Below are 24468 nucleotides of genomic sequence, written 5' to 3'. Positions count from 1 at the left end.
TCACTTCCCTCCTATTTCTTCTACCACCTCGTTAACAACTTTCAAGACTTCATCGTGGATCAACCCGTTCGAGAAGATGAAATTCTTCGAGAAAGCGTTCGCTTCTTTTCCGGAGAAGTCCGTGACCATTCCTCCCGCTTCTTTAACGATTATCAGACCGGCTGCTATATCCCAGGGATTTATCCTCCAGGTGACGAAAAAGTCAACCCTTCCTGCACCAACGTAAGCGGCGTTCAGCGCAGCACTTCCAAGGATCCGAATCCTTCTGGTCCTCTTTTCCATCCTCTCGATGAATTTCCCGGTGAAATCCACGTAGCTACCAGTGGAACCAACACACTCTTCGAGGCTGGCGTTCTCAGACACTCTGATTCTCTCACCGTTGAAGAAGGCACCGCTTCCTTCCTCAGCGTAGAGTGTTTCGTTGAGAGCAGGGGCATGGACGACTCCCATCTTGACTTCTCCGTTTTCAACGTAAGCCAGAGAGATGGAAAAGTTCGGAAGGCCGTGAACGAAGTTTATCGTCCCATCTATCGGGTCTATTATCCAGAGTCTGTCTCCTTTTTCGAATATTCCTTCTTCGGCCATGATGTTTTCGTCAGGGAAGGATTTTCTTATCTCATCGACTATCATTCTCTGGGCTTCTCTGTCTATCTCTGTGACTATGTCCTTGAAACCGGTTTTTTTCTCGACGTTATCTACCCTCCCCCAGTGTATCATGAGGAGGTGTCCTACCTTTCTCAAAAGCTTTATAGAAAAGTCCAGTCTGTCCAATTCGATCCCTCCCTTTAAAAAAATTAACGGCTCCCTTGAGGGAGCCTGCTGGTGGGTGCGGCAGGATTCGAACCTGCGACCTCTTCCTCGTGAGGGAAGCGCTCTCCCCCTGAGCTACGCACCCATCCGTTTATGGATTTTACAACAAAATCTTCATCATGTCAAAATACCCTTTATGATCATTTCGGTCGCTTCTTCTTCTGTGAGGCCTTTGGCCATGAGTGTTTCAAGCTGTTTCGCGTTCACCCTTCCTATGGAAGCCTCGTGGGTTAGTTCAGAAGAATCGTTCTTTACAACCAGCACGGGAAGAGCTCTCACATCCACTCCATCTCCCTTTGCGATTTCAAGACACTCCACGTGGCCTCTCGTGTGCGGCGCGTTTCCGTAAACTTCGTTCACCACAGAAACTTTCGCTCTGTCGATTGCAACTGCGTTCGTTTTGGCAAGACCTCTCGCCCCCATTCCGTTCAGCCTCAAGATCTCCTTCACTTCCACATCGTCGTCTTCGATGGCCTTTACTTTCGTGTAGAGTTCTCCAACGGCATCTTTCTCAAGTGAAGCATCCATGAAGACCCTCAGCGTTCCTATTCTTGTTTTCACGAGAGTGAAGGTGTTTCGGTAAACCGCTCCTTCTCCAACTCTTGCTATCGATCTGGTGATCAGATTTATGGAGCCCGTTTCACTGTGCATGTGCTCGTCATGGTACTCCATCCATGCTCCTTCTTCCAGTTCCACATTCATCAAGGCGTCGTGTGTGAAGTCTTCGGTCCACGGAAAAACGCAGTGTGCCACAAAGATCGCTTTCGCGTTTTTCTCGAGCCTTATATTGAACACAACGCGCTGGAGTCCTTTCTTTTCCAGGTACCCCGTACACACGTGGACGGGATACTCCACCACACCTTCTTTTATTCTCATGTCCACCTGAACACCGTTCTCTATCCTGTGGGGAGTGAGTTCTACTCCCTCCACACCGTTGAGTCCTATGACCTTGTCACCGCTTATTATGATGGAGGCTATCCTCCTGTCGAGGAACTTCGAAACGTCTCCCCCTGCCTTTTCGTAGGCTTTTGCAAGTGTTTCGAATTCTTTTCTGTAGTCTTTTACGATCATACGATCATCTCCCCTGATGGTTCATTCGGATGATCACATCTGTCACAGCTGTTTTTGTAGAACTGCACGATCTCAGATGGGTTTCCTTCTTTCAAGATGGAGCCGTGACAAATGAGAAAGGCGTAGTCGCTCTCCAGGGCAATTTCTTCTCTGTGAGTGACTAAGATCACAGAGCCACCCGCATTCACGAGTTCCGAGAGAACCTTCTCTATCATCTCAAGGCTCATAATATCTATCCCGGAGTCTGGCTCATCGAGGATGGTGTATCTGGGTTTCATGAGAAGAATACTCGCAAGTTCTACCCTCTTTCTCTCTCCACCGCTCAGCTTTTCATCGACGTTTCTTTCCAAGTAGAGTGCTGGGTTCAGACCAACGAGTTCCAGGACCCTTTCGAGCTCCTCTTTCGATACTTTCCTTCTTCCACCGAGAGTCAAATAGTCTCTGATCTTGATTCCTGTGAATCGAGCGGGTTCCTGCCACATCAAAGTGATCCCTCTTTTGGCTCTCTCTGTTACGGAAAGATCGGTGATGTCCTCACCGTCGAGGAGTATCTTTCCCCTGGTGGGTCTGTAGCCCTCAAGCCCCATGATCAAATAGGCGAGAGTGCTTTTTCCCGCACCGTTGGTTCCCAGTATGGAGTAAACCCTTTGTTTTTCGAAGCGAGCGTTTATTCCCTTCAGGATAGCCTTTCCCTCTACCTCGTACCACACATCGATGAGCTCCAGCACATTCATCACCTCAAATTGAGTCTAACACGAAATCACCTGTTGAGCACCAAAAGTTCCACGAATTTCCCAGTAGTGTAAACATACGACAGGATCGAGATAACTACAAGAGCAGGAAGATACATTCCAAAGAGAGAAAAAACGAATACAACGAACAACCTAACATCCCTGGAAGCAAAACCGGATAGTTTTCCGACGAGAGCCGGGTGGGTACCAAACACCTTCCCAACACTGTGAAGGTAACTCACCATGAGAGAACCGCTGACGGCAAGAACCGACCAGAAGAGTAAAGAAAGAGAGGGACCATCTTTCAAGTAACCGTAAAGAGACAGCCCAAGAACGGCCAGTATATCCACGAACCTGTCCAACATCGTATCGAAAAAAGCTCCCCAGTTTGAAGACACATTTCTTGCGCGTGCGAGCTCCCCATCCACTCCGTCCAGAACAGAAGAAACCTGAACAAGAATTCCTGCGATCCATGGAACTTTGAGAAGATAAAACGGAAACGCGAGAACACCAACAAGAAAGCTGATGAAAGACATCTGATTGGGTGTTATCTGCCAGTTTTTCTCGAGAATGAGATTTGTGATCCTTGAGGAAAATCTCCTGTTTATCAGAGAAGAAATCCACCCATCGGTGGATTTTCTCAGCATGCCACTCCCTCCTTTATTTTTTTCATCAACTCATAAACCTTTTCATTCAAATCCTCGGGAGAGTCTATTTCTGTCCACAGAGCATTTCCAAAATCGAACACTTTAACGAGCATTCCTGTGTCAACTGCCTTCTGCAGCACATGATACAGAGAAATTTCCTCAGTCCATGAAAAACTCTCCTTGAGGCTGTAAACCTTTTTCGTCATCACAAAAACACCCGTGTCGAAATAGTTGTACTCATCGATTCTCTTTCCGATTTTAACAATCCGATCTTCATTTACTAATACTTTACTCGCCTCTTCAGGGTCTATCAGGTCACTTCTCTTACTCACACCGAGTTTTATATGGAATTCATCCTCACTGAAAGCACTTTTCAGTGCCTCAGGTGGAAAGAGAGAATCACCACACGAGAGGAAAAATTTTTCGCTCTCCACGTAAGGTTCACTCAGGAAGAAAGAATACGCGTTGCCGAGTTCCACCTTTTTGTTCTCAACGACAATCCCCTCGACACCCAGATCATTCAGAACCTTCTCTCCGAGATCTCTATAGCCCTCTGAGACGACAAGAACGAATCTTTCAACACCGTTTTTCATCAGGGAGATCATCGGATATTTTACGAGCTCACAACCGTCGAACCTGTAAAAGACCTTCGGAACATCTCCGGTAACCGATCTGAGTCTTTTTCCAGCTCCGGAAGCCAGCACAACGGCCTCTCTCACAGAACCACCTCCACGAAAAGAAATGAGGGGCTCAAGCCCCTCACAGCCACTTCGGTTTCAATCCCGCCCAGATTCTCATCTTCTCGTAAGCGATGATTCTTGGGATGTTCTTTTCTTCCGCCGGTCCCGGGTTTTTCATGTAGAAGGCGTTCACTGGGTAGACCGTTCCGAACTCCTTCCTGTCGAGTGCGATCTTTCCGAGTCTCACAAGGTCAACAAGGAGACCTCCAAGAGCCGGGCTGTCGTTTATTCTTCCGTTTATCATGAGCTCATCTGTAGCACCGTTGAAACTCACGTACTCGATGTGAATGGCTATGAACTTTTTATCTCCAAGTGGTTCAAGATACCCTGTAGGTTTTATGTAATGCGGTGCATCGTAACCGAGAATGTCCTTCACTATACTGGACTTGGTGAATTCTTTACTCTTGTTCTTTCCATCGTCTGTGAGCGCTAGAAAGTCCATGTTTCCTCCTATGTTGAACTGCGCAACATCTTTGACGTACCTGTTTCTCTGGGCAAGATGGCTGAGAACGTCCGCTGTGAACGGTGTGGCACCGGTAGCACCGTCGTCTCCGAAAACGACGAGGCTGTTCTCTTTCGCGAGCTCAACGAAAGCCGGGTCGTTCGCTATGAAGGTCGGAATAACGTTCACAAAAGCCGCCCCTCCACGCTTGTTCGCGTACAGAGCCGCCGCGTAAGCGTACACCTGAGTTGCAGTGAGTCTCTCTTTGTCGTTGTTTTCGATAGCTTTCAGAAGATCTTCTTTGTTCCCGAAGGGTATGAAAGCCTCCGTGGTACAGGTGTTCACGATCACATCGGGATCGAGTTCTGTCCATTCCTTGACAAGAGTGTCAACCGCTTCCTTCAGAGTCATGCTGTCTTCGAGACCTTCAGCTTCGATGGGGAGGTTCCTCACGCTTCCAAGGTGTACTCCTTTGCGAATCTCAGGATCACTCGTCAGCGAGTCAACATCGTTCCAGTACTGCTTCACCACTTCGCTCAGTTTCTTTCCAATCTTCGCTCTGTCCACGTCGTAGCTTCCCACAATCTTGATGTCTTTAAAGTCGATGGGAAGTTCCCTTGCAAGGGGCACTCCGTAAGGTTCTATTTCCCCTTTCCTGAGCTTTTCAAGTCCAGCAACAAATGTACTGGCAACGTAGCCCTGTCCGAGGATCAGGACCTTGACCATGCGTTTCACCTCCTTAACTTTTATTCGCGGATTTTATCTGGAAGAAAAACATTGTATGGAGGGATTAGATTAAAAGCCAAGTCTATTATATCACGTTTTTACAGTCATATATTTCAAGTGCTTTACCAATAGTTTTCTTTTTAGTGAATCAGTTTGTTTACAAAACTTGTGAAGTAGGTAACAACATATATCACTCCCTTGACTTCTCCTGAAAAATAGTGAAAAATATAACGTGAAAAGGTTCACGATTTGAAAGGAACGATGGACATGATTGTGAGAGTATGTATGGGGAGTTCTTGTCATTTGAAGGGATCTTACGAGGTTGTCAGGAGATTTCAAGAGCTTCAAAAGAAATACAACTTCAAGCTGTACGGTTCATTGTGTTTCGGAAACTGCTCTCAGGGAGTCTGCGTTGAAATCGATGGACAACTGTTCAGCAGAGTAACTCCTGAAAATGCTGAGGAAATTCTAAAGAGGGTGCTTCAAAATGGCTGAACTCATATTCTCGAGAGAAACGGATTGCAGATACTGCTACAAGTGCTTGAGAAACTGTCCTGTTAAAGCCATATCTTTCAAATCGGGAAAATCAACAGTTTTAGAAGAAGAATGTGTTTTTTGCGGGTTATGTTTAGATATCTGTCCTCAGAATGCAAGAAGCTATCGGAAAGACGTTGGAAGATTTCTGAGTTTGTCCAGACCGTTTCTTGTTTCCATAGCACCGTCGTTTTTCGCTTACTTTGAAAATCCTCTGAGAGTTATCGGTATTTTGAAAGAGATGGGTGCTGTGGTTGTTCAGGAAACAGCCGTGGGTGCGGAGATCGTTTCCAGAAGGTACGAAGAGGTCTTTGAAAAACACCCTGGTCCCCTCATAACAACTGCCTGTCCCGTGGTTGTTAATCTCGCTGAGAAACATTTTCCTAATGTTTTGAAATATTTTGCACCTGTTGATTCTCCTCTGATGGCGCACGCGAAGTTTTTGAAGACACGATACGGTGACTTCCCAATTGTGTTTGTTGGACCATGCATAGCAAAGAAATCCGAAAGCGACCTCGTTGACGTTGCACTCACCTTCGAAGAACTCGAGGAGATCCTCGAAGAAAGAGAAGGAAAAGAAGCTCTTCCGGACGGTCCGTATCCAGACAGGGCTCGGTTTTATCCGACAACGGACGGTATAGGCTACACCGTTTCTGTCCCATGGGAAAAAAAGCTCGTGGTTGAAGGTATCGAAAACCTGATGAGAGTCTTTTCCAGGATAGATGAATACAAAAGTGTTTTCATAGAGGCTTCCGCATGCTACGGCAGCTGTTTGAACGGACCTGTGATGAAGAAAAAAAGCAACGGAAAAGAAAGGCTTCTTGAATGGCAGAAGAAACTCCCAAAAGAACCGAAGGTGAATCACCTCAAGATCGATACCTTCAGGAGCTACAGAAACAAGTCCAGGAACGTGGAAGTTCCAGAAGAGGAAATAAAAAAGGTTCTCGTGTCCATAGGAAAAGACGATCCGTCCAAAGAGTTGAACTGCGGTGCGTGTGGATACGATTCGTGCCGTGAAAAAGCCAGGGCCGTGGTCCTTGGAAAAGCGGAAAAGGAGATGTGCTTTGTGTACCTGCTTGATCTGGTCAAATCTTCCAGTTACAGAGTCGTTGAAGAATCTCCAAACGCTGTATTCGTTTTGAAAGACGAAAAAGTGATCTACAGAAACAGGGTAGCTGGGGAACTGATCCAGAAGGATCCTGGGATCCTGGAATGTGCGAAGGGCTCTGTGGGAGAAACTCTCAACATCGAAGGGAAGAGATTCTTCTTTGTGAAGGAATTTTCTCTCGAGGATGGAGAAGAAGTCATCATGCTAGTGGATATTACGCAGGAAAAACTGAAAGACGAAGAGCTCGACAAGGTAAAAAAGGAAACACTCAGAAAGGTCGAAGAAATGCTGAACAAACAAATGAGAATCGCTCAAGAAATTGCTGGGATACTCGGTGAATCCATCGCGGAAACCAAGAGCAGTTTCATGGAGCTGAAGAGGTTCATGGAGGGAGAAAATGCTGACCTGTGATGTCTTTTTTGCCTCGAAGAACAAAAAAGGCGAAGAGGTGTGTGGAGACTCGATAAAAGTCAAGAGAGAAAGTGAAAAAATAGTGGTCAGCATTTCCGACGGACTGGGAAGCGGGATAAAAGCGAGTATTCTCTCAACTCTCACATCAACCATAGCCTCCACGATGCTGATAAAAGGTCTTCCTGTAGCAGATGTGTTCAGAACGATCCTCGCGACACTCCCCATTTGCAGAGTAAGAAAAATCAGCTACTCCAATTTGTGCTCCGTGGTGTGCGACTTCAAAAACAATACCTGCACCGTCGTCGAATACGAGTTTCCGGTTGTGATGCTGTTCAAAGGAGAAAGAAGGGTCTTTCCTGAGAAGCTGGAACTCGAGATAGAAGGAAAAAAAGTGTTCGTATGGCAGTTTCAACCTGAAGCTGGAACTCTACTCTTTCTGGCAACGGATGGACTCTCTCAGGCGGGAATGGGAACGGATCTTTTTCCACTGGGTTTCGGTGTGGAAAACATAGAAAAAGAGATGAAGCATCTTCTGAAAAACCACGTTTCTCCCGAAAACATCGTCAGGCACTTTGTAAAGCTCGCAGAAAAACTGGACCAAGAAGTGAGAGGGGATGATACACTCGTTGCTTGCTTGAATTTCCGAGAAAAGCGCATTCTGAATCTGTTCGTCGGACCACCTGAGGACAGAAAAAAAGACGAAGAGTACGTGAGAACGTTTCTCAGCCTTCCTGGAAAAAAGATCGTTTGCGGAGGAACAACAGGTCAGATCTTTGAAAGGGTTACAGGAAAGAAAGTTGAGATCGATCTGTACACCCTCTCGGAAAACTCTCCGCCTGTTGGATACATGGAAGGAATCGATCTCATGACGGAAGGAATCGTCACCCTGACTCAGGTGTTCAGGTACCTCGAAGGGCAATCGGACGAACTGGGGTACGGTGCAAAATTCATCGTCAAAAGTCTTCTGGAGGCCGATGAAATCAACTTCTTCGTTGGAAGGGCAATAAACCCGGCTCATCAGAATCCTCTGTTCAGCCACGATATCTCTTTGAAGTTCAGACTGGTCAAGGATATCGCTCAGATCCTTCGAGAAAGGGGAAAAATAGTGAACGTTCAATACTGTTAGGAGGTGTTGGCGTTGGAAAGACACTTCGAAAAGGTCGAAGAAATTTTGAAGAAATACGGTTACAAGAGAGAGAATCTGATAAAGATCCTCCTCGAGATCCAGGAGATCTACAGGTACCTTCCGGAGGATGTGATCAACTACGTGAGCACCGCTATGGGAATTCCTCCCGCAAAGATCTACGGAGTGGCGACTTTTTACGCTCAGTTCTCTCTGAAACCAAAAGGAAAGTACGCGATCATGGTGTGCGATGGGACTGCCTGTCACATGGCAGGATCTCCAGAAGTACTCAAAGCAATCGAAGAAGAAACGGGTCTCACTCCTGGAAACGTCACGGAAGATCTCATGTTCAGTCTCGATCAGGTTGGATGCCTCGGAGCCTGCGCGCTCGCACCGGTCATGGTGATAAACGGTGAGGTCTATGGAAACCTCACGGCCGATAAGGTGAAAGAAATCCTGAGAAAAATAAAAGAGAAAGAGAGGGAGAGCGCCAATGTTTAAGAACGCGAAAGAGTTCGTCCAGTACGCAAACAAACTGAAAACCCTGAGAGAGAAAAAACTGAACGGTGTCTCTATATACGTCTGCGTCGGAACTGGTTGTACTGCGAAAGGTGCTCTCAAAGTTTACAGCGCTTTCGAAGAAGAGCTCAAAAAGAGAAACCTCCTCGGACAGGTCACGCTGGAAAAGATCGATGATGACAAAGTCACGTTGAACAGAACAGGGTGCTGTGGAAGGTGTTCTTCCGGTCCCCTCGTGAAGATCATGCCCTACAGGTTCTTCTATTCAAATGTTGTACCCGAAGATGTCCCGGAGATCGTGGACAGAACCGTCCTCAAGGGTGAGCCCATAGAAAGACTCTTTCTGACGGATCCCCTCACGGGAGAAAAGGTTCCCAGAATAGAGGACACCACGCTTTTCAAAAACCAGGATTTCTACATCATGGAAGCCATAGGTGAGTCCGAGTGTGACAGTATAGAAGACTACATCGCACGGGGTGGATACGAGTCTCTCGTCAAAGCCCTCACTTCAATGACACCGGAAGAAATCATAGAAACGGTGAAGGCATCCGGTCTCAGAGGAAGAGGTGGAGGAGGATTTCCAACAGGTCTCAAATGGGAATTCACCAGAAAAGCGCAGGGTGATATAAAATTCGTCGTCTGCAACGGTGACGAAGGAGATCCCGGAGCGTTCATGAACAGAACCCTCCTCGAGAGAGACCCCCATCTCGTTCTCGAGGGAATGATAATAGCGGGTTACGCGGTTGGTGCGCAGAAAGGCTACGCTTACATAAGGGCTGAGTATCCGTTCGCAGTCAAAATGTTCAAAAAAGCCATAGAAGATGCCAGAAAACTCGGTCTTCTTGGGGAAAACATACTCGGTACTGGATTCTCTTTCGACCTCGAGGTGAAGGAAGGTGCCGGCGCGTTCGTCTGCGGTGAAGAAACAGCACTGCTCGCTTCCATAGAAGGGAAAAGAGGTATGCCCAGACCAAAGCCACCGTTCCCGGCTCAATCCGGTCTCTGGGGTAAACCCACCCTCATAAACAACGTGGAAACATACGCGAACATACCAAGAATACTCAGAGACGGTGTGGAAAACTACAGAAAACGCGGAACGGAAAACTCACCGGGAACCAAGATGTTCTCCGTTGCCGGTCCCCTCAAAGCCACCGGTATCATCGAAGTTGAATTCGGCACCACCTTGAGAGATATCATCTACAACATATGTGGAGGATTCGTTGAAGGAGAAGAGTTCAAAGCGGTTCAGATTGGAGGACCGTCCGGAGCGTGTCTTTCCGAAGATTTCATCGACATGCCCCTCGATTACGACACACTGAAGAAAGCTGATGCGATGGTAGGATCCGGTGGAATAGTCGTGATTACAAAGAAAACGTGTATGGTAGAGGTTGCAAGGTTCTTCCTCGATTTCACCAAGAGGGAATCCTGTGGAAAGTGCGTGCCGTGCAGGGAAGGCACCATGCAGGCGTACAACATATTGGAAAAGTTCACCCACGGAAAAGCTACATACGAGGATCTCAAAGCTCTCGAACACCTCTCAAAAACAATAAAGACCGCTTCTCTCTGTGGGCTCGGAAAGACCGCTCCCAACCCCATTCTCAGTACCCTGAAGCTCTTCAGAGAGGAGTACATTGCACACATCGAAGGAGAATGTCCAAGCGGAATGTGTACGGCGTTCAAGAAATACGTCATCAACCCGGATATCTGTAAAGGCTGTGGACTCTGTGCCAGATCCTGTCCACAGAACGCCATAACCGGAGAAAGAGGAAAACCGTACACGATAAATCAGGAGAAGTGTGTCAAGTGCGGTCTCTGTGCGAGTAAATGTCCGTTCAAAGCCATAGAGCTTGTCTGAGGAGGGAAGAAAAATGAAAATTTACGTTGATGGAAAAGAAGTTATCATAAATGACAACGAGCGTAACCTCCTTGAAGCGCTGAAGAACGTGGGGATAGAGATTCCGAATCTGTGTTATCTTTCGGAGGCTTCTATATATGGAGCCTGTAGAATGTGCCTTGTGGAGATCGACGGTCAGATCACCACTTCCTGTACCCTGAAACCTTACGAAGGTATGAAGGTAAAAACGAACACCCCCGAAATATACGAAATGAGAAGGAACATCCTCGAACTCATCCTTGCAACTCACAACAGAGACTGTACCACCTGCGATAGAAACGGAAGCTGTAAACTTCAGAAGTACGCTGAAGACTTCGGCATAAGAAAGATCAGATTCGAAGCTCTCAAGAAAGAACACGTCAGGGACGAATCCGCTCCGGTAGTGAGAGATACATCCAAGTGTATCCTCTGCGGTGACTGTGTTCGCGTGTGTGAAGAGATCCAGGGAGTCGGTGTTATCGAGTTCGCCAAGCGCGGTTTTGAAAGCGTCGTGACGACCGCTTTTAATACTCCCCTCATAGAGACAGAGTGTGTGCTCTGCGGACAGTGTGTAGCATACTGTCCAACGGGAGCTCTGAGCATCAGAAACGATATAGACAAGTTGATTGAAGCTCTTGAAAGCGACAAGATCGTGATAGGAATGATCGCACCCGCGGTGAGAGCTGCGATTCAGGAAGAGTTTGGAATAGACGAAGACGTCGCAATGGCGGAAAAACTCGTCTCTTTCCTGAAAACGATAGGCTTCGATAGAGTTTTCGATGTGTCGTTCGGAGCAGATCTTGTCGCCTACGAAGAAGCCCACGAGTTCTACGAAAGACTCAAAAAAGGAGAAAGACTTCCACAGTTCACCTCATGCTGTCCTGCGTGGGTGAAGCACGCTGAGCACACCTATCCTCAGTACCTTCAGAATCTCTCGAGCGTGAAATCACCTCAACAGGCACTTGGCACGGTGATAAAGAAGATCTACGCAAGAAAACTCGGTGTTCCTGAAGAAAAGATCTTCCTCGTTTCGTTCATGCCGTGTACCGCTAAAAAGTTCGAAGCAGAAAGAGAAGAACACAAAGGAATCGTTGACATTGTCCTCACAACAAGAGAACTTGCTCAACTCATCAAGATGAGCAGAATAGACATAAACAGAATAGAACCCCAGCCGTTCGACAGACCTTACGGAGTGTCTTCGCAGGCGGGTCTCGGTTTTGGAAAAGCCGGTGGGGTCTTCTCCTGTGTTCTTTCTGTGTTGAACGAGGAAATCGGCATAGAAAAAGTCGACGTGAAATCTCCAGAAGATGGCATCAGGGTAGCGGAAGTTACACTCAAAGATGGTACGTCTTTCAAAGGAGCCGTCATATACGGTCTTGGTAAGGTGAAGAAGTTCCTCGAAGAAAGAAAAGACGTGGAGATTATCGAAGTAATGGCCTGTAACTACGGATGTGTGGGTGGAGGAGGACAGCCTTACCCGAACGATTCCAGAATCAGAGAACACAGGGCAAAAGTGCTAAGAGACACCATGGGAATAAAATCTCTCCTCACACCCGTGGAAAACCTCTTCCTCATGAAACTCTACGAAGAAGATCTGAAAGACGAACACACAAGACATGAGATTCTCCACACCACCTACCGACCGAGGAGAAGATACCCGGAAAAAGATGTGGAAATACTTCCCGTTCCAAACGGTGAAAAGAGAACGGTGAAAGTCTGTCTTGGAACCTCCTGTTACACGAAAGGATCTTACGAAATACTGAAAAAGCTCGTTGATTACGTCAAAGAGAACGATAGGGAAGGAAAAATAGAAGTGCTGGGAACGTTCTGTGTGGAAAACTGCGGGGCTTCTCCGAACGTGATCGTGGATGATAAAATCATAGGTGGTGCCACTTTTGAGAAGGTGCTGGAGGAGCTTTCGAAAAATGGCTGAGATGATACATCTTCCAAGATCTACCTTTGAAAGGTTGAAGATGTACCGAAAAGTTCTGGAAGCGACAAAAAAACCTTACATCTCCTCTGATGAGATCGCAAGATTCCTCGAAATAAACCCGGACCTCGTGAGGAAAGACTTTTCCTATCTCAAATGTCAGGGAAAGCCCAGGGTCGGCTACGATGTGGAAGAACTCAGAAAAGAACTCGACGATCTCTTCGGAGTGAACAACACCACTAACATGATCATCGTTGGAGCAAATGACCTCGCAAGGGCTTTGTTGAGCCTGGACTTTTCGAAAGCCGGTGTGAAAGTCGTAGCCGTGTTCGATACAGAGAAGGAAAACGTGGGAAAGTTCATAGGAGAATTCGCTGTCAGAGAACTGGACGTTCTGGAAAGAGTCATCAGAAGGTTCGATGCGGAGATAGCCGCACTGTGCGTGTCAAAGGACAGAGCGCAGGCTACAGCCAGATTTCTCATCGAAAAGGGAATAAAAGCCGTATGGAACTTCACGGGAGTTCATCTCGACCTTCCAGAAGGTGCCATAGTCGTGGACGAAGACCTAACTCAGTCTCTTCTCACAATAAAACATCTTCTGAAGAAGTGAAAAACGTCTCGAAAAGAAAAAAAGGGGCGTTCAGCCCCTTTTTTCATTATGTTATAATTCCAGTGCTAAGTTAATTTTCAAAAACATTTCAACAAGGAGGTTTCAGACATGAGAAGTATCGCCTCTAAAGTTCTGGTAATCGGCGTGGTGATTGTCCTGGCGTTTTTTGTGACACAGTACGTTCTTTTGAACACGACCGTTTTCAACTCGATCATGGAAAGGAAAAAAGAAGAAGTAAAACATCTGGTTGAATCCGTGTACGGTATTCTGGAGAGAGCCTACGAAATGGAGCAAAAAGGAGAGCTCACAAGAGAACAGGCGCAGGAACTGGCAAAATCACTGATAGGAAAGATCAGGTACGACGACAACAACTACTTCTGGATCAACGACACCTATCCCAGGATGGTGTTTCATCCCACCAAACCAGAATTGAACGGTCAGGATCTGAGCAACTACAAGGACCCGAACGGTGTGTACCTGTTCAACGAAATGGTGAAAGTAGCGAAAGAAAAAGGAGAAGGGTTCGTCTCTTATTCTTGGCCCAAAGCAGGAAGCGACAAACCAGAACCCAAGGTCTCTTACGTGAAACTCTTCGAACCCTGGGGATGGATCGTCGGAACTGGAATATACGTGGATGATGTGAAAGTAGCAGTTGGAAATCTCATATTTGAAGATGTGATAGTAATTCTAGTAATAGGAATCGCAGTGATAATAGCGGTCTTCTTCTATGGAAGAGTGCTTTCGAGAAAGACAAAAGCCGTTTTGGTTGCCCTCGAGAAGATATCGAGTGGAGATCTGTCTGTCTCCGTTGATATAAAATCGAAGGATGAGTTCGGTCTCATAGCACAGAAATTAAACGAAACCGTTGGAAATCTCAGAAAGATGGTTCAGGAGATCGATAAATCTCAAGACGAGGTGGAGAGAGTTTCTGAGGAGCTTTTTGCCCTCTCCCAGCAGCTTCGCAGTGCCCTTGAAGAGATAGCGAGAGCTTCTGAGACGATCAGCAAAGAGGTTCAGAACGCTTCCGCGTCCATAGAGGAAGTCACATCAGGTTCCGAAGAGGTTTCTGCCAACTCTCAGAATATCTCTAAACTCATCCAGGAGATCTCAGAAAACGCGGACAACATAGCAGATTTCGCGAGGAACGGTCAGAGGGTCCTCGAAGAGGCGGTCAAAAAGGTGGAAGACGTCTCAGAGAATTCCAGAGAAACAGCCGATGTCGTTTCGAGTGTGACGGAGAGCGCAAGAAACATCGAGGAGATCGTAAGAACCATCCAGAGTATCGCAGAGCAGACGAACCTCCTAGCACTGAACGCGGCTATAGAGGCAGCAAGAGCAGGAGAAGCGGGAAGAGGATTTGCGGTGGTTGCCGATGAGATCAGAAAACTCGCCGAGGAAAGCCAGAGAGCGACGGAAGAGATCAGCCAGATCCTCGAAAACATCAGAGAAGGTGTTGAAAAAACGAACGAAATGTCGAAAGAGAACGTGGAGATCACGAAGGATGCCAAGAGACTGGTCGAAGAATCCTACGAAAGCTTCAACCAGATCGTGGCCAGAATAGAAGATCTTGCCGCAAGAATCGAAGGAATCGCTGCAAGCGCACAGGAACTCAGTGCGGCCTCTGAAGAGATGAGCAGTGCGCTCGACGCGGTTGCCAAGACAACCACAACGGTCGCCAGCGAAATAGAAGAGGTATCCGCGCACATCACGGAACAGGAAAAGGCTGCAAGAAGGATCGCGGATGCCGGAACGGAGCTGAAGAGACTCTCGGATGAGCTGAAAAAAGATGTGGAAAGGTTCAGGATCTAACATCTGGTAGAATATCCATCAGAGAATGAGAGAGCCCTGGGGAAAGTTCCCCGGGGCTTTTTATGTTCAAAAGGGGGGGTTGTATGAAGTACGTTCTCTCTCTTGATCAAGGTACAACGAGCTCCAGAGCGATCGTTTTCGATGAAAAAGGAAACGTGGTATCGAAAGTCAACAAAGAATTCAGACAGATCTATCCAAAACCGGGGTGGGTAGAGCATGATCCCATGGAAATTTGGGAATCACAGATCGAAGTAGCAAAGAAAGCTATCGAAGAGGCAGGGATAAAACCACAAGACATCGCTGCCATAGGTATCACAAATCAGAGAGAAACCACCATCGTCTGGGACAAAAACACCGGGAAACCTGTCTACAACGCCATAGTCTGGCAGTGCAGAAGAACCGCTCCCATCTGTGACGATCTCAAAGAAAGAGGATACTCAGAGTTCATTAGAGAAAGAACAGGTCTCGTCATTGATGCGTACTTTTCTGGAACGAAGATCAAGTGGATTCTCGACAACGTCGAAGGAGTGAGAGAAAAGGCAGAAAAGGGCGAAGTACTCTTTGGAACAGTTGACACCTGGCTCATATGGAATCTCACGGGTGGAAAGGTTCACGTAACCGATTACTCAAACGCTTCCAGAACAATGATCTTCAATATACACAAACTCGACTGGGACGATGACATCTTGGAACTTCTTAACATACCGAGGCCGATGCTTCCACAGGTGATGCCGTCAAGTCACGTGTATGGTTACACAGCAAAAGATATCTTCGGAGTGGAAATACCTATAGCTGGAAACGCTGGAGATCAACAGGCAGCACTGTTTGGACAAGCCTGCTTCCAGCCCGGTATGTTGAAAAACACCTATGGGACAGGATGTTTCCTCCTCATGAACACCGGAGAGAAAGCCTTCGAATCGAAATCCGGTCTTCTCACAACCATCGCGTGGGGAATAAACGGGAAGGTTTACTATGCCCTTGAAGGCAGCATATTTATCACTGGCGCCGCTGTGCAATGGCTAAGGGATGGTCTGAGGATCATCTCAAACGCCGCAGAAACCGAAGAACTCGCCACAAAAGTGCCAGACAACGGAGGGGTGTTCTTCGTTCCCGCGTTCGTCGGACTCGGTGCTCCCTACTGGGACATGTACGCGCGGGGTCTGATAATAGGCATAACCAGAGGTACCACCAGAGAGCATATAGTAAGGGCCGTTCTTGAATCGATAGCCTATCAGACAAAGGATGTGGTGGAAGCCATGGAGAAAGATAGCGACATAAAAGTAGATACACTTCGAGTCGACGGTGGAGCTGTTGTGAACAACTTCTTGATGCAATTCCAGGCCGATATCCTCGGAGTTCCCGTTGAAAGGCCCGTTGTGAACGAAACAACAGCCCTTGGAGCTGCTTACCTTGCAGGACTCGCGGTTGGGTACTGGAAAGATCAAGAAGAGATAGCTTCTCTCTGGCAACTCGACAGAAGATTTGAACCCTCTATGAATTCCGAGGAAAGAGAGAGGCTGTATTCAAAATGGAAAGAGGCAGTGTCGAGATCCCTTGGATGGGAAAAACAGTGAATCTGTATCCCGTGATTCCAGCTATCAGAGCAGAAGGAGATATCGAAGAAGCTTTAGAGTCACCTTCTTATTTTTGTTAACAGGAACTGTGATGAACATCGAAGAAATAGTCTACAAACTCAAGAACGGAAAAAAAGAAGTTTTCGTTCACGTGGATCTCGTAAAGGGGCTTTCATTAGACAGGTGTTCACTTGAATTTTTAAGAGAAATTGTAGGTGTCGACGGTATAATTTCTACACACATTCATCTTTTGAAAATAGCCAGAAAACTGGGTATGAGAATTATTCAAAGAGTATTCTTGGTAGATTCCGGTGCTTTAGAAAGTGGATTGGCTCAGGCAGAAGACTTAGAGCCAGATTTTCTAGAAATTCTTCCCGGTATAGTTCCAGAGTTCATCAAGGAGATAACAAAACGATATTTTGGAGACATAATAGCAGGAGGGTTGATAAGGAAAAAAGAGCAAGTTTTCGCTGCCTTAGAATCTGGAGCAAAAGCAATATCAACGAGTTGCAAAGATCTGTGGAAAATAATATAATTGAGGAGAGAGAGAAAAGAGAGAGCCATATCCCACGAGAGTGGGGTATGGCTCTTTTTGTTTAAGGAGGTGCAAACGATGAAGGCTGTCGTCATAGGTGGCGGAGTGTTTGGTTCTCTGATAGCGCGAGAGTTAACGAAGTACGATCTGGAAGTGACTCTCATAGAGAAGAACTTGGATGTAGGCTGGGGAGTAACAAAGGCGAATTCAGCCATCGTTCACGCTGGTTACGACGATCCACCTGAAAGCGTTCGTGCACAGTTTTGCGCGTCAGGCAATGCAATGTACGAAGACCTCTCGAAAGAGCTGGATTTTGATTTCAAAAGAATTGGATCTTTCGTAGTGGCGTTCAACGATGAAGAACTGAAGGAACTCGAACGTCTCCTAAAACAGGGCGAAGAAAACGGCGTTCCAGGTTTGACCATCCTGGAAAGAGACGAAGTTCTTTCCATGGAGCCGAATCTGAACCCAGAGGTCAAATATGCCCTCTACGCTCCCACTGCTGGCATCACAGAACCCTGGATGGTTGCCATAGCAGCCGTGGAAAACGCCGTCCAGAACGGATTGAAACTCGTTCTTGGAGAAAGCGTCGTTGGCTTTGAGAAAGTCAACGGTCGAGTGAGGAAGATTCACACCAGCAAAGGCGAATACGAAGCGGATATCGTGATAAACTGCGCTGGGCTCCACGCAGACGAGATAGCGAAGTTAGCCGGTGCAGAGTACGTTCCCCTGCATCCGAGAAAAGGCGAATACATTCTCCTTGATAAGAAACTTCAGGGTCTGGTAAAAAGGGTCATATTCCCCACACCCACTAAGGTCTCGAAAGGGATACTCGTTCTTCCCACAGTCGATGGTGGAATCCTTCTGGGACCAACTGCCGAGGACCTTCCCGAAGAGATGAAGGACAGACCCATAACCACCAGAGAAGGTCTCGAAAAAGTTCGAGAATTCACAAAAAAACTCGTACCTTCCCTCGATTTCTCCCTCGTGGTGAAAACCTTCTCAGGGCTGAGACCGGAAAGTCCACAAAAAGACTTCTTCATAAAAGTGAGCGAGACGGTGAAGAACTTCGTGAACGTTATGGCAACAAGATCTCCTGGTCTCACAGCAGCGCCGGCGGTGGCAAAGTACGTTGTTGAAGAGTTGATCCAGGAAAAAATGAGAATTCCTCTTGAGAAGAAAAAAGACTTCAAACCAGAAAGAAAGAGAATCGTTCACTATTCGGAACTTCCTCTTGAAGAGTGGAGAAGGGAAATAGAAAGAGATCCACGTGCGGGAAGACTCGTTTGCTTCTGCAACGAAGTGACAGAGAAGGAAATTGTCGAGGCGATAAGAAGAGGGGCGAGGACCCTTGATGGGATCAAGTTCAGAACAAGAGCGATGTTTGGGAGGTGTCAGGGGGGCTTCTGCATGGCTCGAATTCTCAAGATTCTGGAGAGAGAACTCGGTGTGGATATGTCGGAAATAAGAATGAAATCGGAGAACAGCTGGGTTGTGAACGGGAAGGTGAGAGAATGAGGGTCGATGTGATGGTGATAGGAGCCGGAGCTGCCGGAATGGCAGCGGCGTTGAAAGCAAAAGAGGAAGGGGCAGAGGTTCTCCTCGTCGAGAGAGACGAAAGAACTGGAGGAATACTGAACCAATGTATACACAACGGTTTTGGTCTTCACTATTTCAGGCAGGAGCTCACAGGACCTGAGTACGCTGAGAGATTCCAGGAAAAGATGGAAAAGATGGGAATAAGAGCGCTGACAAACGCTTATGTGAAACGTGTTGAAGACAGGAGAGTAATCCTCGTCACTGAACATGGCATAGAGGAAGTAGAAGTGGGGGCACTCGTCTACGCGACAGGTGCCAGAGAAAGACCTTTCGGTAGCCTCATGATCCCAGGAGACAGACCCTCCGGTATCTTCACAGCCGGTGTTGCCCAGAGACTCATAAATATTGAGAACAGACTTCCCGGAAAACGTGCCCTCATACTGGGTTCCGGAGACATTGGTCTCATCATGGCAAGAAGGCTCACTCTCGAGGGTATGGAAGTTGTCGGTGTTGTGGAGCGTCTACCGTACGCGGGAGGTCTCCTCAGGAACGTGATACAGTGTCTTGAGGACTACAGCATACCTTTGTACCTCTCCAGTACAGTCGTTGAGGTGAGGGGAAGAGAAAGATTAGAAGAAGTTGTGGTCGCGAAAGTGGATGAACAGTTCAGACCCATTCCAGGAACGGAGAGAGTTTTCAAAGTGGACACGCTGGTGTTGTCTGTTGGACTCATTCCTCAGGTGGAGTTGATAGAAAATCTGGTGGTGAAAAATCCGACCTCAAGAGGTGTGGGAGTTTCAAATATAGGCCAGACCTCCAGAGACTGGATCTTTTCCGCTGGAAACTGCACAGTGATCTTTGACCTGGTGGATTACGTGAGCTACGAGGGTGAGACGGCGGGACGGTACGCGGCGAAGTTCGTGAAAGACGAGATCCCACGAGAAAAGATTCCCGTGACACCTGGAAAAAACGTGATGGTGGTTCATCCGATCTGGTACACCCCCGCAGAACCTCTCACTCTCTACTTGAGGGTGAAGAAACCCATGGAGAAGGGAAGACTTGTAGTTGGAAGGTTCGAAAAAGAGTTCGAAGATCTCATACCGAGTGAGATGCTGAGAGTGAGAATTTCCGACAGGGATCTCGAAGGACTCGATGAAATCGTGGTGTCCGTCGAGGAGGTGAATTGAAATGTTCAAAAATGTCGTTTGCGTTCAGTGCCCGATCGGGTGTAAAATTAAGGTGGAGCTAACTGAAGACGGCCACATAAAATCCATCACAGGAAACAGGTGTCCACGGGGTGTTGAATACGCAAAAGATGAGATAAAGGATCCAAAAAGGGTTGTTCCGACGAGCATCAGGGTACTGAACGGAGAACTTCCACTCGCGTCCGTTAAAACAGACAAACCGATTCCGAAAAGATTCATACCGGAACTCATGAAAATCGTCAGAGAAATCAGGGTGGAAGCCCCCGTGAAGGCCGGTGATGTTGTTTTAAGGGATCTTTTTGGAACGGGAGCGAATCTTGTTGTAACAAGAACGGTGAGGAGGTTAGAAGATGGATCCAAAGAAATTCAAAAGGATAGCATTGGTGGGAGCAACGGTTAATCCAAGAAAGTACGGAAACGTGATCCTCAAAGATCTGGTCTCCAAGGGATTCGAAGTCCTACCGGTGAATCCCAAATACGACGAAATAGAAGGCCTCAAAGTTTACAAAAACGTGGAAGAGCTTCCCAGAGATATCGATGTGATAGTCTTCGTTGTTCCGCCCGAAGTCGCACTTGAAGAAACAAAAAAGGCGTACAACGCAGGTTTCAGAAGGTTCTGGTATCAACCGGGAGCGTTCTCAGAAGAAATCAAAGGATTCCTCGATTCTTTGAAAGACGTGGAATACTCCGCCGAAAAGTGTATCATGGTAGAAACCTCATCTTCCAGAGGGTTCTTGAACTTGTAGAGATCGCCGAAACGTGTTTGAGAATTTCACGAGCTTCTTCCTCTGTTTCAACGAGCCCGGCGGCGATCACGGTCCTGCCGGGTATTTTTTTAGCCACCTTTGGGGCCACCACCCCCGGAAGAACTTCCACCACATCTACTCCGAGTGCTTCGATCTGTTCGATACCTCTTTCGACCGCTTTCGAGTCGAGAGCAAAGAATCTGAGGACAGCGGGAACCCCGTTTCTTTTTGCGATGATGTAATTTTTTGGCTTTATCGTAATGATACCATCGGCACCGGCCTTTTTCACGAACAGAACCGCTTCTTCCCCCTCCCCAAGTCCGCTCACAAAATCCATATCAACAAAAACGGTTTTTCCTCTGTCTTTTAGAATTTTTAGGTAGAACTTCAAACTCAAAATGTCGCTTTTCAAAAGGAAGACCACATCGGGCTCTATTTCTCCTACGGAATCCATGTCCCACAGCGCGGCTATTATTCCTTTGAACATTCGAGCGCTCTCCTCCACTTTTCATAGAATTCCACGATTTCTTCAACGGTAAGTTGTTCCGCTCTTCTCGACAGATCTACTCCCTCGAAGACAGAAAGAAACGGTCTTAGATTATTTTTGAGCGTTTTTCTTTTTTTTGCGAATATCATCGAGACGAATTTTCTGAATTTTTCAAAATCCAGATCCACGGATTTTCTCCTCAGATCTACAACCGTGGAGTCAACCTCAGGGTTCGGTACAAAACATGATCTTGAAACATCGAAAAGCTTTTTCACCTCGTAAAACGTCTGAACCACAACCGAAAGGTATCCGTACGTTTTCTTTCCGGGTTTCGCCAGAATTCTCTCGCCAACCTCTTTTTGAACCATAACGATGGCTCTTTTGAACTTCCATTCTATGATCTTTTCCATGATGGGACCTGTTATGCTGTAGGGGATGTTAGACACACAAATTGCACCTTCAGGAATGTCTTTCGCCTTCAGAAAATCTTCGAATCTCAATTCTACATTGGGATACTTCGAAAGTCTTTCTCGAAGAACCGGAGCAAGACTTTCGTCGATTTCGTAGGCAATGACTCTCGCACCAGTTTTAGCGAGCTCCTCTGTGAGTGTTCCAGCTCCGGCTCCTATCTCCACCACCACATCTTCCGGAGTCAGACCGACCTCTTTCACAATGCGCTTCGCTATTCTATCGTCTGAAAGAAAGACCTGTCCCAGGTGCTTTTTCAATTTTACACCGTACTTTTTCAGATAATCAGATGTCTTCAAATCACGTCCCTCGCCATCACTCTGAAGTTTATCTCTGGAAAGATGGCATCCGTCCACTCATAGTATCTTAGCATCTCTTCGTCTATTCTTCCAGAAACGAGTTGATCGTAGAGATTCAGAAACCTCTTTATGTGAATCTTCGTCCTGTTTTCCGCGTATTGAACACTCGTTCTTGTGGTCATGATGAAAGCCCAATCACTCGATTGTGCGAGAAAGAGCTCTCTCAACATCTGATTCAGAACTCTTTCCACGAGAGGATCGGAACTGTTGTAATATTTTTTGGAAAGATCTATCATTCTCTCGATCATCTCGTGAAGATGTCTGTAGATCCAGTCGTTCGTTCCGTTTAGCCATGTTTCGTAGTATCCTCCAGCACCCCAGCTTGAGTCGGCGGGTGTGGCGATCTGAACTTCTTCGAGAGTGTCTATAACTTCGGATGCGGTGACAAGTTTCAGATCTTTCGATCCATTCACCAGCTCGAAAAATCTCTTCAAGAAGAACACACCCTCGAACCACCAGTGACCGAAGAGCTCAGCGTCGAAGGGAGCTACGATAACAGGCTCGACCCCCATTATATCCATAAGTCTTCTTGCCTGACTTTCCTTTTTGTGGAGGAAGTCCCTCGCGTGCTCTTCCACCGCTTCCATGGCCAGGTCTATATCGTAATATTCTTTCTGCGAAGCGTCCAAGCTCTTCGAAGTTATCCTGTGGTATTTTATTCCGGTGTTTATCCTGACTCCAGAAGGGTCTATGTAATCTTTTATGTACTCCATTTCTCTGTCGAAACCTATATCTCTGTAGAATTCTCTGTACCTTGGATCACCAGGATACCCAACGGCTGCACTCCAGACCTGTTCACTCGACTCCGGATCCCGCGCAAAGGCGAAGACACCACTCGGCGTCATGATGGGTCTGTAGACGCCGTATCTGGGTTGCTCATCGGCAAACCAGAAGGCATGAGAATCCACAAAGAAATACTCAATGTTGTTCTGGGCAAGGTAAAGATCCAGCCCCTGATAGTATCCGCATTCCGCAAGCCAGATACCTCTCGGATGTTTCTTCATGTGTTTTTCGTGGTTTTTCACACCAACTGTGATCTGAGCGTTCACCACCTCTGGGTACATCTGATAGAGCGGTAAAAACGCGTGTGTGGCGTTGCAGGTTACTATCTCCAGCTTCCCGGTCTCCTGATGTTTTCTGAATCCTTCCAAAATGTTTCCATCGTAAGAGCGAAACACGTTCAGAATTTTTTCGAAATGTTCGCGGTAAAATTTGGCCATCTTGTGTTTCAGCGGGTGTTCTTTTTTCGTTCTCTCCACTTCTTTGTCTGCGAGTTCGATCAGTTTTCCCATGTGTCTTTCGTACTTCTCCTGAAGATCTCTGGAGGAGAGCATCTCCATCAGTGGAGGAGTGATCGACATGGTCAACCTGAAATCCTCTATTTCATCGAACATCATTAAAAGCGGTATGTAAGTTTCTGTTATAGCCTCAAAAAGCCACCTTTCTTCTAAAAAATGATCGTATTCAGGATGGTGAACGTATGGAAGGTGTGCGTGCAGAAATATCAGTATTTTTCCTCTCATAAGATTACCTCCCGCTCCTGAAAATTTCCCACATTATTCCATGGGCCATCATACCCTGTCCAGAAGGAAATCCGGGTGAGGTAACACCCCTTATTTTTTCCACGGGCTTTATGAGGCTTCCCTCGGACAGCGCCACTGTTCGCCTTTTATTTTTCAAGTCGTACCATCTTTCCCTGGAAGAGGTCGAAGGAGAAACGGCGGGAGTTCTGGTGACGTTGGACCTCAGTAGCGGAACAAACTTTCCTTCATCATCGAGATATCCAATTTCCGAGATATAATCCGCCCTCGGCATAGGAACGTTGAAGTAGAAGTTCCCAGCGCCGAGCGTGAGTTCATCGAGTCTGTGTTCGAACGTTCTGTGTGCGTTGGTCCCATTGAACATGATGAAAGTTACATCGTAGAGTCTGATCACTGCCTTTCCTTCTCTGGCTTTTTGTTTCATCAGTTCTTTTGTTCTCTGATCGAAGTCCCAATAAGCGAAAACCACATACGGATTAACCGGCATGAGAACGAGCTTATTTTTATCGTAGGTTTTGGGAAGATTGAGATCCTTCTCTTCTCTCTTTTGAACGGTCTTTGAAACACCTGAGGAAGAATATGTCGTCGAAAAAGTGGATTCCATATGTTCCTTGATGAGCTTTATGACCTCTTTCTTCTTCATGGCCTTTTTCACTCTCAGACCCAAACTCTTGGCGAATCTCTTGAGATCCTGAATGCTCGGGTTTGAGTCGAGCCACTTCAGTATCTCTTCTCCTTTCATGATTTCGCCTCCCAGTTAATCTTCGTTTTAAAAAATTATAACACAGATGGATTATGTTGTAAACATTAGATTTTCGGAGATTTGAGAAGATATTTCCAAATAATTATCGATAATCATGGTTCATATTAGAAAGCGCCCAATTACAACTGTCGAATCCAGAATAAAAAAGTTTGGGGTAGAATACTATA

24 protein-coding genes and 1 tRNA gene are annotated in these 24468 nt (G+C 46.8%); 14 read left to right on the top strand and 11 right to left on the bottom strand.

Features of this window, described 5'->3' with window-relative positions:
• The 7 genes from suhB to TPET_RS07000 all read right to left on the bottom strand — a co-directional run bounded on the left by suhB (position 1) and on the right by TPET_RS07000 (position 5167).
• On the bottom strand, positions 1–771 hold the full coding sequence (suhB, locus tag TPET_RS07030) for a bifunctional fructose-1,6-bisphosphatase/inositol-1-monophosphatase (RefSeq protein ID WP_011943851.1): 771 nt from the start codon (positions 769–771) through the stop codon (positions 1–3).
• Positions 772–820: 49 nt separating this feature from the next.
• Positions 821–895, bottom strand: a tRNA-Val gene (locus TPET_RS07025).
• 32 nt (positions 896–927) lie between these two features.
• Positions 928–1881, bottom strand: a complete 954-nt coding sequence (locus TPET_RS07020; RefSeq protein WP_011943850.1) for a SufB/SufD family protein — start codon at positions 1879–1881, stop codon at positions 928–930.
• A complete protein-coding gene (locus TPET_RS07015) occupies positions 1878–2609 on the bottom strand; it encodes an ABC transporter ATP-binding protein (RefSeq protein ID WP_011943849.1) in 732 nt (243 codons plus the stop codon). Before TPET_RS07015 ends, TPET_RS07020 begins: the two co-directional genes overlap by 4 nt.
• Positions 2610–2641: 32 nt before the next feature.
• Entirely contained in the window at positions 2642–3259 is a 618-nt protein-coding gene (locus tag TPET_RS07010; protein WP_011943848.1) for a CDP-alcohol phosphatidyltransferase family protein, read from the bottom strand.
• The gene (locus tag TPET_RS07005; RefSeq protein ID WP_011943847.1) at positions 3253–3978 is read right to left on the bottom strand and encodes a sugar phosphate nucleotidyltransferase; all 726 of its coding nucleotides are present in this window, start codon (positions 3976–3978) and stop codon (positions 3253–3255) included. Before TPET_RS07005 ends, TPET_RS07010 begins: the two co-directional genes overlap by 7 nt.
• Before the next feature lie 40 nt (positions 3979–4018).
• Positions 4019–5167 carry an inositol-3-phosphate synthase gene (locus TPET_RS07000; RefSeq protein ID WP_011943846.1) on the bottom strand — a complete coding sequence of 383 codons (1149 nt, stop codon included), beginning with the start codon at positions 5165–5167 and terminating at the stop codon, positions 4019–4021.
• Positions 5168–5434: 267 nt separating this feature from the next.
• Here TPET_RS07000 and TPET_RS06995 point away from each other — a divergent pair, with 267 nt between their 5' ends.
• From TPET_RS06995 to TPET_RS06930, 14 genes are all read left to right on the top strand, one after another.
• A complete protein-coding gene (locus TPET_RS06995) occupies positions 5435–5662 on the top strand; it encodes an NAD(P)H-dependent oxidoreductase subunit E (RefSeq protein WP_012896473.1) in 228 nt (75 codons plus the stop codon).
• The gene (locus TPET_RS06990) at positions 5655–7220 is read left to right on the top strand and encodes a [Fe-Fe] hydrogenase large subunit C-terminal domain-containing protein (RefSeq protein WP_011943844.1); all 1566 of its coding nucleotides are present in this window, start codon (positions 5655–5657) and stop codon (positions 7218–7220) included. Before TPET_RS06995 ends, TPET_RS06990 begins: the two co-directional genes overlap by 8 nt.
• Positions 7207–8346, top strand: a complete 1140-nt coding sequence (locus TPET_RS06985; RefSeq protein WP_011943843.1) for a SpoIIE family protein phosphatase — start codon at positions 7207–7209, stop codon at positions 8344–8346. Before TPET_RS06990 ends, TPET_RS06985 begins: the two co-directional genes overlap by 14 nt.
• 12 nt (positions 8347–8358) lie before the next feature.
• Positions 8359–8844: a bfurcating [FeFe] hydrogenase subunit gamma gene (gene hydC / locus TPET_RS06980; protein ID WP_011943842.1), complete on the top strand. Its 486-nt coding sequence runs from the start codon at positions 8359–8361 to the stop codon at positions 8842–8844.
• A complete protein-coding gene (hydB, locus tag TPET_RS06975) occupies positions 8837–10717 on the top strand; it encodes a bfurcating [FeFe] hydrogenase subunit beta (protein WP_011943841.1) in 1881 nt (626 codons plus the stop codon). The genes hydC and hydB overlap by 8 nt, the downstream gene beginning before the upstream one ends.
• A 13-nt stretch (positions 10718–10730) precedes the next feature.
• On the top strand, positions 10731–12668 hold the full coding sequence (gene hydA / locus TPET_RS06970; protein WP_011943840.1) for a bfurcating [FeFe] hydrogenase subunit alpha: 1938 nt from the start codon (positions 10731–10733) through the stop codon (positions 12666–12668).
• Complete coding sequence (locus tag TPET_RS06965) at positions 12661–13275, top strand: redox-sensing transcriptional repressor Rex (protein ID WP_011943839.1); 615 nt, start codon at positions 12661–12663, stop codon at positions 13273–13275. The genes hydA and TPET_RS06965 overlap by 8 nt, the downstream gene beginning before the upstream one ends.
• Positions 13276–13383: 108 nt before the next feature.
• Positions 13384–15084 carry a methyl-accepting chemotaxis protein gene (locus tag TPET_RS06960; protein ID WP_011943838.1) on the top strand — a complete coding sequence of 567 codons (1701 nt, stop codon included), beginning with the start codon at positions 13384–13386 and terminating at the stop codon, positions 15082–15084.
• An 83-nt stretch (positions 15085–15167) separates the two neighbouring features.
• Positions 15168–16658 (top strand): glycerol kinase GlpK, encoded by a 1491-nt coding sequence (gene glpK, locus TPET_RS06955; protein WP_011943837.1) that lies wholly within the window; start codon positions 15168–15170, stop codon positions 16656–16658.
• Between the two features lie 91 nt (positions 16659–16749).
• Positions 16750–17193 (top strand): glycerol-3-phosphate responsive antiterminator, encoded by a 444-nt coding sequence (locus TPET_RS06950; RefSeq protein ID WP_238374295.1) that lies wholly within the window; start codon positions 16750–16752, stop codon positions 17191–17193.
• A gap of 78 nt (positions 17194–17271) precedes the next feature.
• On the top strand, positions 17272–18711 hold the full coding sequence (locus TPET_RS06945) for an NAD(P)/FAD-dependent oxidoreductase (RefSeq protein ID WP_011943835.1): 1440 nt from the start codon (positions 17272–17274) through the stop codon (positions 18709–18711).
• Entirely contained in the window at positions 18708–19919 is a 1212-nt protein-coding gene (locus TPET_RS06940) for an NAD(P)/FAD-dependent oxidoreductase (protein ID WP_011943834.1), read from the top strand. Before TPET_RS06945 ends, TPET_RS06940 begins: the two co-directional genes overlap by 4 nt.
• Position 19920: 1 nt before the next feature.
• A complete protein-coding gene (locus TPET_RS06935) occupies positions 19921–20337 on the top strand; it encodes a DUF1667 domain-containing protein (RefSeq protein WP_011943833.1) in 417 nt (138 codons plus the stop codon).
• On the top strand, positions 20288–20683 hold the full coding sequence (locus TPET_RS06930) for a CoA-binding protein (RefSeq protein ID WP_011943832.1): 396 nt from the start codon (positions 20288–20290) through the stop codon (positions 20681–20683). Before TPET_RS06935 ends, TPET_RS06930 begins: the two co-directional genes overlap by 50 nt.
• Here the strand turns inward: TPET_RS06930 and TPET_RS06925 are convergent.
• From TPET_RS06925 to TPET_RS06910, 4 genes are read right to left on the bottom strand one after another with little or no spacing between them, the layout of a single operon-like run.
• The gene (locus tag TPET_RS06925; RefSeq protein WP_011943831.1) at positions 20640–21170 is read right to left on the bottom strand and encodes a glycerol-3-phosphate responsive antiterminator; all 531 of its coding nucleotides are present in this window, start codon (positions 21168–21170) and stop codon (positions 20640–20642) included. The two genes, TPET_RS06930 and TPET_RS06925, sit on opposite strands and share 44 nt — an antisense overlap.
• Positions 21155–21937: a 16S rRNA (adenine(1518)-N(6)/adenine(1519)-N(6))-dimethyltransferase RsmA gene (gene rsmA / locus TPET_RS06920; protein WP_011943830.1), complete on the bottom strand. Its 783-nt coding sequence runs from the start codon at positions 21935–21937 to the stop codon at positions 21155–21157. The genes TPET_RS06925 and rsmA overlap by 16 nt, the downstream gene beginning before the upstream one ends.
• Positions 21934–23520 carry a glycoside hydrolase family 57 protein gene (locus TPET_RS06915; RefSeq protein ID WP_011943829.1) on the bottom strand — a complete coding sequence of 529 codons (1587 nt, stop codon included), beginning with the start codon at positions 23518–23520 and terminating at the stop codon, positions 21934–21936. Before TPET_RS06915 ends, rsmA begins: the two co-directional genes overlap by 4 nt.
• Positions 23521–23524: 4 nt before the next feature.
• On the bottom strand, positions 23525–24280 hold the full coding sequence (locus tag TPET_RS06910; protein ID WP_011943828.1) for a DUF4912 domain-containing protein: 756 nt from the start codon (positions 24278–24280) through the stop codon (positions 23525–23527).
• Positions 24281–24468: the final 188 nt, after the last annotated feature.

The organism is Thermotoga petrophila RKU-1 (assembly GCF_000016785.1).
In the GTDB taxonomy this organism is placed as follows: domain Bacteria; phylum Thermotogota; class Thermotogae; order Thermotogales; family Thermotogaceae; genus Thermotoga; species Thermotoga petrophila.
Note: the sequence above shows the minus strand (reverse complement) of the source record. Positions and strands in the feature narration are given on the sequence as shown.

Excerpts from the sequence above, each read along its gene's own strand:
- TPET_RS06935 (WP_011943833.1), top strand. The coding sequence starts at position 19,921 with ATGTTCAAAAATGTCGTTTGCGTTCAGTGCCCGATCGGGTGTAAAATT.
- TPET_RS06990 (WP_011943844.1), top strand. The coding sequence starts at position 5,655 with ATGGCTGAACTCATATTCTCGAGAGAAACGGATTGCAGATACTGCTAC.
- TPET_RS06910 (WP_011943828.1), bottom strand. The coding sequence starts at position 24,280 with ATGAAAGGAGAAGAGATACTGAAGTGGCTCGACTCAAACCCGAGCATT.
- TPET_RS07010 (WP_011943848.1), bottom strand. The coding sequence starts at position 3,259 with ATGCTGAGAAAATCCACCGATGGGTGGATTTCTTCTCTGATAAACAGG.
- TPET_RS06915 (WP_011943829.1), bottom strand. The coding sequence starts at position 23,520 with ATGAGAGGAAAAATACTGATATTTCTGCACGCACACCTTCCATACGTT.
- hydB (WP_011943841.1), top strand. The coding sequence starts at position 8,837 with ATGTTTAAGAACGCGAAAGAGTTCGTCCAGTACGCAAACAAACTGAAA.
- TPET_RS06960 (WP_011943838.1), top strand. The coding sequence starts at position 13,384 with ATGAGAAGTATCGCCTCTAAAGTTCTGGTAATCGGCGTGGTGATTGTC.
- TPET_RS06930 (WP_011943832.1), top strand. The coding sequence starts at position 20,288 with ATGGATCCAAAGAAATTCAAAAGGATAGCATTGGTGGGAGCAACGGTT.
- TPET_RS06950 (WP_238374295.1), top strand. The coding sequence starts at position 16,750 with ATGAACATCGAAGAAATAGTCTACAAACTCAAGAACGGAAAAAAAGAA.
- TPET_RS07000 (WP_011943846.1), bottom strand. The coding sequence starts at position 5,167 with ATGGTCAAGGTCCTGATCCTCGGACAGGGCTACGTTGCCAGTACATTT.
- TPET_RS06925 (WP_011943831.1), bottom strand. The coding sequence starts at position 21,170 with ATGTTCAAAGGAATAATAGCCGCGCTGTGGGACATGGATTCCGTAGGA.
- TPET_RS06965 (WP_011943839.1), top strand. The coding sequence starts at position 12,661 with ATGGCTGAGATGATACATCTTCCAAGATCTACCTTTGAAAGGTTGAAG.
- TPET_RS06985 (WP_011943843.1), top strand. The coding sequence starts at position 7,207 with ATGCTGACCTGTGATGTCTTTTTTGCCTCGAAGAACAAAAAAGGCGAA.
- glpK (WP_011943837.1), top strand. The coding sequence starts at position 15,168 with ATGAAGTACGTTCTCTCTCTTGATCAAGGTACAACGAGCTCCAGAGCG.
- TPET_RS07020 (WP_011943850.1), bottom strand. The coding sequence starts at position 1,881 with ATGATCGTAAAAGACTACAGAAAAGAATTCGAAACACTTGCAAAAGCC.
- TPET_RS06945 (WP_011943835.1), top strand. The coding sequence starts at position 17,272 with ATGAAGGCTGTCGTCATAGGTGGCGGAGTGTTTGGTTCTCTGATAGCG.
- hydA (WP_011943840.1), top strand. The coding sequence starts at position 10,731 with ATGAAAATTTACGTTGATGGAAAAGAAGTTATCATAAATGACAACGAG.
- TPET_RS06995 (WP_012896473.1), top strand. The coding sequence starts at position 5,435 with ATGATTGTGAGAGTATGTATGGGGAGTTCTTGTCATTTGAAGGGATCT.
- TPET_RS06940 (WP_011943834.1), top strand. The coding sequence starts at position 18,708 with ATGAGGGTCGATGTGATGGTGATAGGAGCCGGAGCTGCCGGAATGGCA.